Genomic DNA, 9,986 nt, shown 5'->3' with positions numbered 1-9,986 from the left:
CATCGGCCCCACCCAACGGGTGTTCCTCCGCGAGCCAGGCGGCGCCCAGAAAGGCGGGCGGGTGGAGCCGGTGCCCGGCTACGAACAAGACACCGTCCGGCAGCTGCTCGACTCCGGGCACCTCACCACCGGCGGCACCCACCACGTCCGCTACGGCGGCCGCGAGGGAACCGCGAACTCGATCCTCGTCCCGAAAGCCACCCGGGCGATGGTCACCCGCTGGTCCAGCCTGCGCCCACTCCACGGCTCCCGCCCGTCCCGCTGACCGCGGGTGGCCCGCCCCTGGACACCGACTCCGGGCGGACCACCCGCACCCCACTGCCTCGAATTCCTGCGCCCACTCGGGAGTGCCGCCATGGCTCGCACCACCCACGTTGACGTCATCCGCCCCGGTCGCGCCCTCGTGACCGGCCCGGCAGAGACCCGGCCCGACCGGACCACCTTCGCCGGCGGGATCATCCGCGACGGCCGCGACTACGTCGTCGAAGACGAGTACGGCATGGTCATCGGCCGCGCCCGCAGCTACCACACCGGGGCCGAACGCCTCGCCCGCCACTACGACACCGACCCCGGCCACATCGAGATCACCTACGAACGCGACGCCAACGGCCAATGGTCCGGCGGCACTGAGTACAGCTCGCCCCGGAGGTCGCGGTGAGCGCCCCCACCCGGGAACGGGTCGGACGGTTCCGGATTCTCACCGCTGCCGCCGACGCCCTGCGCGGGACCCACCACGACAGCGGCGTCCCCACCGTGGCCTGCCCCCGCTGCGCCACCACCGTCCGCACCCGCCACCCGCTGCCCACCGCCGAGGCCGCCCGGGAGGGCAGCGCTCTGCACTCCGCCCTGCTCGATCACCTGTTCCGGGACTGCCCTGCCACGGAGGTGGCCCGATGACCACGCACACCGACGTCAGCGATGCCTTCGACCCGATCAGCGCCCGACTGCGGGACCCGAACTACCGCACCTGGCGCGCCCAGGTCGAGGCCAGCGGCGGATGCGCCGCCCCCATCCACCTCACAGGCTCCTCCCGCGTCCTCGACCGGGACGGCGCCGTCCTGATCCAACGTGAAGGGGACATCCTCGCCCCCTGCGGCAACCGCCGCGCCACCGTCTGCCCCGCCTGCTCCGACCGCTACGCCGGAGACGCCTTCCACCTCATCCGCGCCGGACTGGCCGGAGACCCCACCAAACGCGTCCCCACCACCGTCACCGGCAAGCCGCGGGCGTTCCTCACCCTCACCGCACCCTCGTTCGGGCCGGTCCACACCCGCCGCACCGGCCCCCGCGCCCAGATCCTCCCCTGCGGGTGCGGAGAGTGGCACCACCCCGATGATCCGCGCCTCGGCGCCCCGCTCGACCCGGACGCGTACGACTACGTCGGGGCGGTGCTGTGGCAGGCCCACGCCGGGGCCCTGTGGCACCGGTTCACCATCGCCCTGCGCCGCGCGCTCGCCACCGCGCTCGGGATCCCGGTCCGGGCATTCCGCGACCACGCCCGCCTGTCCTACGCGAAGGTCGCCGAATACCAGCGCCGCGGGCTCGTGCACTTCCACGCCGTGCTGCGCCTCGACGGCCCGGACGGACCCGCCGACCCGGCCCCGACCGGACTCACCGGCGACGTGCTGCGCGACGTCGTCCGCCTCGCCGCCCGCACCGCCACGCTCACCGTGACCCGACCGGACGGGACACCGCTCGTGCTGGGGTGGGGGCGCCAACTCGACCTGCGCACCATCACCCCCGCCCACGCCACCCACCTCGAGGACCAGGACGGGGAGATCACCGACGCCGCCCTGGCCGGCTACATCGCCAAGTACGCCACCAAAGGCACCGGCGCCTCCGAGACCGCCGACCGCCCGATCCGCGATGTCGACCACGTGCAGTACCTCGACGTCAGCCCGCACCACGCCCGCATGATCCGCACCTGCTGGGAACTCGGCGGCCTGGCCCAGTACGAGGAGCTGGGGTTGCGGCGGTGGGCGCACATGCTCGGATTTCGCGGTCATTTCTTGACCAAGAGCCAGCGGTACTCGACCACCTTCGGCGCGCTCCGAGCCGACCGGAGGACGTGGCGACTGGTCGATGACCTGGCCCAGCTCGACCGCGACACCGACGACCCCAACGAGATCCCCCTCGACCTGTCGACCGTCACCGTGATCAACGACTGGCGCCTCGTCCAGATCGGACACCACACGTACGCAGAGCGGGAGCTGGCCGTGGCCATTGCCGAACGAAACCGACAGCAACGACGCACGGCACGGATGGAGGCAGCACGATGACCACGCAGACCGATGAGAGGCCGCTCCCGGCCCTTCTGACGATCCCGCGAGCGGCGGAACTGTTGGGAATCAGCCGGGCATCGGCCTACCGGTATGCCGCTGCCGGTGAGCTTCCCGTGCGTCGCCTCGGGGGCCGTGTGTATGTGATCACGGCGCGGCTGCTCGCGATGGTCGACGGGCGGAGCATGGTATGAGCCGCCGCGCCATGCCGACGAAGGGCATCACCGTCCACCAGCGTGGGTCCCGCTGGTACTACCGGCTCGATCTGGAACCGGACCCGCTGACCGGCAAGCGGCAGCGGGAGAACCGGGGCGGGTTCGAATCGGAGGACGCCGCGTGGAAGGCCGCGATGGCGTCCAAGCAGCGCCACTCCGGTGGGCGGCTGGTGCGCTCGACCCGCCGGACGGTCCGAGCGTTCATGGCCGAGTGGCTCGACGCGGTGGGCGACTCGCTCAAGCCCTCGACGCGCCAGAACTACCTGGACTACACCCGGGCCTACATCGACCCGCTCATCGGTGATCGACGACTGCAGGACATCACCGTGCCGGTGCTCAACCTCCTCTACCGGCGGCTCCTGACCGAGGGCCGGGTCAAGGTCGACCGGAACGCGGCCATGTACGCCTACTGGTCGCAGCACCGGGAGCAGCGCGACGGGCTGGGGCCGACGCCGATCGAGATCGTGGCGGCCTGCGGAGTGACCATCCATGCCGCCCGCGCCGCCGTGCTGCGCTTCCGCCGTGGTCGTCTCCCGACAGATGCCGGGGCCGGGCTGGCCCCGAAGACGGTCAAGAACGTGCACCGGATGCTGCATCGTGCGTTCACCGACGCGGTGGCGTGGGACTACCTCGTGTCCAATCCGGCCGAGCACGCGAGCCTGCCGCGCGAGCAGCGGCGCACCACCCGCAACCGACCGAAGCCCTGGACCGTGGACGAGCTGACCACGTGGCTGCGGGTGGCACTGTCCGACCGGTTCGCGGCGATGTGGCTGCTCGCGGCGACCACCGGCATGCGGCGCTCGGAGTTGGCCGGCGTGGATCGGGAGCTGCTCGACCTCGACCGGGCCACCCTCGCGATCGAGGACACCCGCGTGGTGGTGGCGGGCCAGACGATCGACTCCGACGGCAAGTCGAACGCCGGGGTCCGGAAGATCTCCCTCGACCCGTACACCGTCGAACTCCTGCGGGCCTACCTCACCGTGCTGGACACGGAGCGGGAGGCGTTCGGCGAGGAGTACGACACGAGCCACGGCAAGCTCATGCGCTACGCGGACGGTCGTCGGCTGCACGCGGACACGATCACGCGGCGCTTCAACCGGCTGGTGGACCTGGCCGGGGTGCGACGCATCCGGCTGCACGACATCCGGCACACCTACGCGACCCTCTCGCTCGACAGCGGCGTGCACGCCAAGATCGTCAGCGACCGGATCGGCCACGCCCACGAGGGCATCACGGTCCAGATCTACGGCCACCGATCCACGGGGCACGATCGGGAAGCTGCCGAGCTGGTGGCGGGCCTCATCCGACGGAAGCTCGACGCCGGTCCGACCGCCGACGCCGGGTAGCCCGTGGTCACAAATCTGGTCACAACACGCATGAAAACGGCCCCCAGGGAGATCCCTGAGGGCCGTTTCCGGTGGTAGCGGGGGTAGGATTCGAACCTACGACCTCTGGGTTATGAGCCCAGCGAGCTACCGAGCTGCTCCACCCCGCGTTGCCATGTTGCTGTCTTGCTGTTGAAGACATTACACCCCTCCGAAACCTGCCTGCAGCGGGGGGTCCCCCTAACGGCCACCGCCCCGCTGACCTGGTCAGGTCGGCGGGGCGGTGGCGTTCGGGCCGTGAATCAGCCGCCGGGTCCGGGCGTTGGTGGCGTCGGCGTCGAGCCGGCGGCCGCCTGCGCCTGCTGGAACTGCTGGACCGCCGAGTCCAGCTGCTGGAGCGCCTGGCCCTGCGCCGCGAAGTCACCACTCTGGTTCGCGGCGCGGAGCTGGGTGATCGCGCTCTGGATCGCCGCCGCTGCTGCGGCGACCTGGGGACTGGCCGCGGGCGCGGCGGGCCCACCGGCTGCCGGCGGCGCATTCCCCGGCTGTGGCGTGCCGGCTGGTGCTCCCCCGGCCGGAGGCGCTACCGCCGCCCCTGCCCCCGCGCCGAACACCTGATCGAGCGCCACGGACAGGTTCGCGTCGTAGCCGACCCGCCCGTTGTAGGACACCAGCACTCTCGCCAGCTGTGGATAGCTCGACTGCTGGTTGGCACGCTCGATGTAGACCGGTTCGACGAAGAGCAGTCCGCCGGCCACGGGCAGGGTGAGCAGGTTGCCGTACTCGACGGTGCTCTGCCCACCCCTCGATAGCAGTCCTAGGTCCTGGCTGACGTTGGGTGAACCGACGAACTGGGTCTGCACCTGTTGCGGGCCCAGCGTCTGGGTGTCCGGTGGTAGCTGGAGCACCGTGATCTTGCCGTAGTTGGCCGGATCGGAGCTCGCCGTGACGTAGGCCGAGAGGATGTCCCGGTTGCGGAACACCAGCGCGCTGGTCAGCTGGAAGGTGGGCGTGGTGCCCTCCTGGCCCGCGGCCCCTGGTTCACCCGCCAGGATGTAGTACGGCGGCTGTGGTGCGCCGCCTGCTCCGCCACCGCCCGGCACCGTCGGGTCGGACGGCACGTCCCAGAAGGACACGTTGCCGTAGAACTCCAGCGGGTTGTCCACGTGGTAGCGCGTGAGTAGCTCGCGCTGCACCTTGAACTGGTCCTCCGGATACCGGAAGTGCGCTCTCAGGTCCGGACTGATGGCCGACGCCGGCTGCACGGTGCCCGGGAAGGTCTTCATCCAGGTCTTCAGCACCGGATCGGACTCGTCGAACGCGTACAGCGTGACGGTGCCGTCGTAGGCGTCGACGGTGGCCTTCACGGAGTTGCGGAGGTAGCTGATGTCCTTGTCCTGCTGCGCCCGCTGCAACGGCTGCAGTGCGTCGGCCGTGGCCTGCCCCAGGCCCATCCGCTCGGCGTAGGGGTAGTTCTGCAGCGTCGTGTAGCCGTCGACGATCCACTCGATTCGCCCGTTGACCACCGCGGGGTACGGGTCGGTGTCCGTGGTGAGCCACGGCGCCACCGCCTGCACCCGGTCACGCGGGTCGCGGACGTACATGATCTTCGAGTCGGCGTTGATCGAGTTGTTGAACAGGATGTTGCGCTCGCCGTAGAACAGCGAGAACACGAGCCGGTTGACGATGTTGCCCAGCGGCACACCGCCCTTGCCTGTGTAGGTGTAGCTCTGCGTGTCGGAGTCGTACTCCCGCGGGGTGGCGCCCGGCTCTGCGCCGACGATCGAGTACCCGTCGATCAGCTCGCCGTAGTACACCCGCGGCTCGGTGACGCGCAGGCTCGGCGGCAACGACGGCGAGTTCGAGTTGCTGATGTCGATGCTGGTGAAGTTGGGCAGACCGCCCTGGCCACCCGCCTCGTCCAGCACGGCGTTCACCTGGTTGGCCGGAGCCACCACGATCCCGTTGCCGTGCGTGTAGACCAGCCGCCGGTTGATCCAGTCGGTCTGGTTGCCGGTGAGGCCTGCGCTGTTCAGCTCGCGCAGGGCGACGATGTAGTCCTGGATCTTCCCGTTGATGTTGTACCGGTCGATGTCGAGCTTCTGCGGGAAGCCGTAGAACGTACGCCGCTGCTGGAGCTGCGTGAACGTGTCGCCGACCTTGGCCGGGTCGAGCAGGCGGATGTTCGGCACCGTGGCGGTGTCGTTGCGGACCGCGGCGGGCGTGGCCTCCGACGTGCCGCTGTAGGGCACCTCGGTGACCTTGTCGTCCGTGAGCCCGAACGCCTGCCTGGTGGCCGCGATGTTGCGTTCGATCGGCACCGACTCACGCTCGTTGGCATTGGGCGACACCACGAACTGCTGCAGCACCTGCGGCCACGCCGCACCGATCAGCACGCTGGACAGGACCAGCAGCACCGTGGCGATCGCGGGCAGCTGCAGGTTGCGCCGGAACACCGCCGCGAAGAACGCCGCGGCACAGATGATCGAGATGAACAGCAGGATCAGCTTGGCGGGCATCACCGCGTTGAGGTCGGTGTAGGTGGCACCGGTGAAGATGTCACTGCGGTTGCTGAACAGCAGCTCGTACCGGTCGAAGTAGTACGCCACCGCCTTGAGCAGCACGAACACCCCGGCGAGGATCGCCAGCTGGGCGCGCGCAGCGGCCGAGACCTGGCCCGAGCGCCCGCTGAGCCGGATTCCGCCGAAGATGTAGTGGGTGATCAGCGAGACCACGAAGCAGATGGCCACCGCGACGAACAGCCAGTCCAGCACGTACCGGTAGAACGGCAGCTGGAACGCGTAGAAGCCCACGTCGATGCCGAACTCGGGGTCGGTGACCCCGAACGGCGTGGAGTTGAGGAACTGCTGGACGGTCTGCCAGTCGCCCTGCGCCGCGAGACCCGCGATGACCCCGATGATCAGCGGGATACCGATGGCGAACAGTCGCAGCCGCTGGATGATCACCGTGCGGTAGCGCGCTATCGGGTCCTCCGGCCCGGTGACGGGCACGAAGACCGGGCGCGAGCGGTAGGCGATCCACAGCGACAGCGCCACCAGGCCGCCGATCAGCAGCGCGGCGACCAGGAACTGGACGATCTGGGTGAACAGGACCGTCGCGAAGACGCCCCGGTAACCGACCTCCCCGAACCACAGCCAGTCGACATAGAAGTTGATGAGGCGCGAGCCGCCGAGGAGTAGCAGCACCACGATTCCCGCAAGGACGAGCAGGATCCGGGTACGGCGGCTCAACGTCGGTGCTCCCACCGGGGGCCGCATGGCCACAGGGCACACTCCAGTCTTCGCGGGGTCGGGCGCCGGGCGCGGGCAACGGGTCGGTCCGGTGCCGCGGCGACCTGCCCGATCGCCTCCTGCAGCCGGCCCGTCGATGCGCCCTGCTCATCCAACTCTACGGAGGGGGTGTGGGGTTCCCGTGGGGGCCTCAAATGTCCGAGTCGCCCGATTCAGGCAGCAGGTGAGCAGGAAACCGGCGTCCGGCCGGCTGTGAGCGCATCGAGGCCGGTGAGAGCGTCCTGCAGGTTCGCGACGCGCACGAGCTCCAACCCGGCGGGCGCGTTCGCGGCGGCCTCCGCGCAGTTGTCGGCCGGGACGAGGAACACGGTGGCCCCCGCGTCCCGCGCCGCGCGCATCTTGAACGGGATGCCGCCGATCGGTCCGACCTGGCCGTCCGGCGCGATCGTTCCGGTGCCCGCGACGAACCGCCCGTCGGCGAGGTTGCCGGGAGTCAGCTTGTCGATCACGGCCAGCGCGAACATGAGGCCGGCCGACGGACCGCCGATGTCACCCAGGCTGATCCTGATGTCGCCCGCCTGCGGCTCGATGCCGGGGCGGACACCGAGCAGACCCTGCGGCCGGTCGGGGCTCGAGCCGAGCACGACGTCGGCGTCGCGCTGCTGGCCCGCCCGGCGGTAGGTGATCGTGACCGACTGCCCCGGCTTCGTCGACGCCAGTGCACTCGACACGGCGGCAGGCGAGTCGACGGCCTGCCCCGACACCGCGACGATCTCGTCGCCGACCTCCAGCCGGCCCTGTGCAGGCGAGTCGGGCACCAGGTCGCCCACCACCACGCGGGTGGGCACCCGCAGCTCGGTCAGTGCGGCGACCTCGGCGTTCGCCTCCGAGGCCGCGAACTGCTCGGTGTTCTCCTGCTGGACCTGCTCGTCGGTCTTCTCCGGGGGGAAGACGTCGCTGCGCGGCACCACCTGGCGGTCACCAGCGGCCCACAGGCCCAGCGTCGAGAACAGCGTGAGGCGGTCGGTCACCGAGACCGTGGTCATGTTGAGGTGCCCGGACGTCGGGAAGACCTGGAGGCCGTCGACGGCCACGACCGGCTTCCCGTCGACGTCACCGAGCGTGTCGTACGTGGGCCCCGGACCCAGTGCCACCATCGGTACCGGCACTGCCGCGGCGAGCACGCCGAGCGCCAGTGCGAGCATGCCTGCGACGACGAGCGTCCACGTCCGGCGGTTCACGATCTCACAGCCTATGTGGACCGCCTGCGACGCCCTCGCACGGTCGGCACGAGGCACCACGGGCAGCAGTTTTACTGCCGAGCGCGAACACCTGAGCAGGGCGGACCCGCGTACCGTAGTGATATGAGCGATACCCCGTTCGGATTCGGGCCGTCCGACCGAGACCGCGACCGCGACGACGAGAACGACCGCGGGCGCGAGCCCGATCGCCCGGGCAACGGGCCGCAGGATCCGTTCGGCTTCGGCAACCTGCCGGGCATGCCCCCCGGCGGGTTCCCCGGCCTGCCAGGCATGCCGGGTATGCCCGGGATGCCCGGAGGCGCCGGTGGGTTCGACGTCAGCCAGCTGGGGCAGATGCTCACCCAGCTCGGGCAGATGCTCAGCCAGGCGCAGAACACGGGCGGCGGCCCCGTCAACTACGACCTCGCGGCGCAGCTCGCCCAGCAGCGCCTCGCCGCCACCACGTCCTCGCTCACGGGGGCGCAGCGCGCCGCGGTGAGTGACGCGGTGAAGCTCGCCGAGCTCTGGCTCGACGCCGCCACCGACTTCCCCGCCGGTGCCGTGGAGACCAAGGCCTGGTCGGCGAGTGAGTGGGTCACCGCGAGCATGCCCACCTGGAAGCGGCTGTGTGATCCGGTCGCCCAGCGGGTCTCCGTGTCGTGGGTGGACGCCGTGCCCGAGGAGGCGCGTGCCGCCGCAGGCCCGATGCTGGCGATGCTCGGCCAGATGGGCGGGCTCGCCTTCGGCAGCCAGTTGGGCGGCGGCCTGGCCCAGCTCGCCGCGGAGGTGCTCACCTCCACCGACATCGGCGTGCCGGTCGGTCCCGACCGGGTGGCGGCGCTGCTGCCGGAGAACATCGAGAAGTTCACCAAGGACCTCGACCGGCCCGCCAGCGAGGTGATGATCTACCTGGCCGCGCGCGAGGCGGCGCACCACCGGTTGTTCGCCCACGTCGGCTGGCTCAAGGAGCGGCTGCTCGGCACCGTCGAGGAGTACGCACGCGGCATCCGGGTCGACACCTCCCGGATCGAGGAGCTCGCCCGCGGCATCGACCCGTCCAACCCGGCCGCCATCGAGGAGGCCATGCAGTCGGGCATGTTCGAGCCCGAGACCACCCCGGAGCAGGAGGCGGCGCTCGCCCGCCTCGAGACCCTGCTCGCCCTGATCGAGGGCTGGGTCGACGCCGTGGTCGCCGACGCGGTGGGCGACCGCCTACCGGGTGCGGAGGCCCTGCGGGAGACCCTGCGCCGCCGCCGCGCCTCCGGCGGCCCCGCCGAGCAGACCTTCGCCACGGTGGTCGGCCTCGAGCTGCGGCCGCGCCGGCTACGCGCCGCCGCGGAGCTCTGGCGACTGCTCGGTGAGCAGCGCGGCACCGCGGGCCGCGACGCACTCTGGGCCCACCCGGACCTGATCCCGTCGGCCGACGACCTCGACGACCCGGCCGGGTTCGTCGGGCGGGACGAGATCGGCGACCCGATCGCGGAGCTGGAGAAGCTGGCGGGCAAGGCTGCCGCCGACGACCCCGAGAAGGGGCGCAGCGACAGCAGCGACACTCCGAAGTCCGAAGGACCGGAGTCCGGCGAGCCGAAGTCGGACGGTCCGAAGTCCGACGGACCCGAGTCCGACGGGCCGAGCCCCACCGCCTGATCCGCGGACCGGCACCTGGGACACCGGG

The 9,986-nt window shown here is 70.9% G+C and carries 8 protein-coding genes, 1 tRNA gene and 1 pseudogene; 7 read left to right on the top strand and 3 right to left on the bottom strand.

What is annotated here, in order from left to right; translation table 11 throughout:
- The 6 genes and pseudogenes from HF577_RS21540 to HF577_RS21515 form a co-directional block, all read left to right on the top strand.
- Positions 1–265 (top strand): annotated as a pseudogene (locus HF577_RS21540) (hypothetical protein); the annotation flags it as partial.
- 90 nt (positions 266–355) lie between these two features.
- On the top strand, positions 356–658 hold the full coding sequence (locus HF577_RS21535) for a hypothetical protein (protein ID WP_169397727.1): 303 nt from the start codon (positions 356–358) through the stop codon (positions 656–658).
- A complete protein-coding gene (locus tag HF577_RS21530) occupies positions 655–897 on the top strand; it encodes a hypothetical protein (RefSeq protein ID WP_169397726.1) in 243 nt (80 codons plus the stop codon). The genes HF577_RS21535 and HF577_RS21530 overlap by 4 nt, the downstream gene beginning before the upstream one ends.
- Positions 894–2,279, top strand: coding sequence for a replication initiator (locus tag HF577_RS21525; protein WP_169397725.1), 1,386 nt, complete (start codon positions 894–896; stop codon positions 2,277–2,279). The genes HF577_RS21530 and HF577_RS21525 overlap by 4 nt, the downstream gene beginning before the upstream one ends.
- On the top strand, positions 2,276–2,473 hold the full coding sequence (locus HF577_RS21520) for a helix-turn-helix domain-containing protein (RefSeq protein WP_169397724.1): 198 nt from the start codon (positions 2,276–2,278) through the stop codon (positions 2,471–2,473). The genes HF577_RS21525 and HF577_RS21520 overlap by 4 nt, the downstream gene beginning before the upstream one ends.
- Positions 2,470–3,840: a site-specific integrase gene (locus HF577_RS21515; protein WP_169397723.1), complete on the top strand. Its 1,371-nt coding sequence runs from the start codon at positions 2,470–2,472 to the stop codon at positions 3,838–3,840. Before HF577_RS21520 ends, HF577_RS21515 begins: the two co-directional genes overlap by 4 nt.
- A 72-nt stretch (positions 3,841–3,912) precedes the next feature.
- Here the strand turns inward: HF577_RS21515 and HF577_RS21510 are convergent.
- The 3 genes from HF577_RS21510 to HF577_RS21500 all read right to left on the bottom strand — a co-directional run bounded on the left by HF577_RS21510 (position 3,913) and on the right by HF577_RS21500 (position 8,311).
- Positions 3,913–3,989: transfer RNA gene (locus HF577_RS21510), tRNA-Met, on the bottom strand.
- A 132-nt stretch (positions 3,990–4,121) separates the two neighbouring features.
- The gene (locus HF577_RS21505; RefSeq protein WP_169397722.1) at positions 4,122–7,097 is read right to left on the bottom strand and encodes a UPF0182 family protein; all 2,976 of its coding nucleotides are present in this window, start codon (positions 7,095–7,097) and stop codon (positions 4,122–4,124) included.
- A 185-nt stretch (positions 7,098–7,282) separates the two neighbouring features.
- A complete protein-coding gene (locus HF577_RS21500; protein WP_169397721.1) occupies positions 7,283–8,311 on the bottom strand; it encodes a PDZ domain-containing protein in 1,029 nt (342 codons plus the stop codon).
- Positions 8,312–8,434: 123 nt separating this feature from the next.
- Between HF577_RS21500 and HF577_RS21495 the strand changes: the two genes are divergently transcribed.
- Positions 8,435–9,958: a zinc-dependent metalloprotease gene (locus HF577_RS21495; protein ID WP_169397720.1), complete on the top strand. Its 1,524-nt coding sequence runs from the start codon at positions 8,435–8,437 to the stop codon at positions 9,956–9,958.
- The last annotated feature ends 28 nt before the right edge of the window (positions 9,959–9,986 follow it).

Source organism: Pseudonocardia xinjiangensis, from assembly GCF_012911925.1.
In the GTDB taxonomy this organism is placed as follows: Bacteria; Actinomycetota; Actinomycetes; order Mycobacteriales; family Pseudonocardiaceae; genus Pseudonocardia; species Pseudonocardia xinjiangensis.
The sequence above is the reverse complement of the archived record's forward strand: the minus strand, read 5'-3'. Positions and strand labels throughout refer to the sequence as shown.

Bases quoted from the DNA above. Each gene is read 5' to 3' on its own strand.
- HF577_RS21535 (WP_169397727.1), top strand. From the start codon at position 356: ATGGCTCGCACCACCCACGTTGACGTCATCCGCCCCGGTCGCGCCCTC.
- HF577_RS21515 (WP_169397723.1), top strand. From the start codon at position 2,470: ATGAGCCGCCGCGCCATGCCGACGAAGGGCATCACCGTCCACCAGCGT.
- HF577_RS21520 (WP_169397724.1), top strand. From the start codon at position 2,276: ATGACCACGCAGACCGATGAGAGGCCGCTCCCGGCCCTTCTGACGATC.
- HF577_RS21525 (WP_169397725.1), top strand. From the start codon at position 894: ATGACCACGCACACCGACGTCAGCGATGCCTTCGACCCGATCAGCGCC.
- HF577_RS21495 (WP_169397720.1), top strand. From the start codon at position 8,435: ATGAGCGATACCCCGTTCGGATTCGGGCCGTCCGACCGAGACCGCGAC.
- HF577_RS21505 (WP_169397722.1), bottom strand. From the start codon at position 7,097: ATGCGGCCCCCGGTGGGAGCACCGACGTTGAGCCGCCGTACCCGGATC.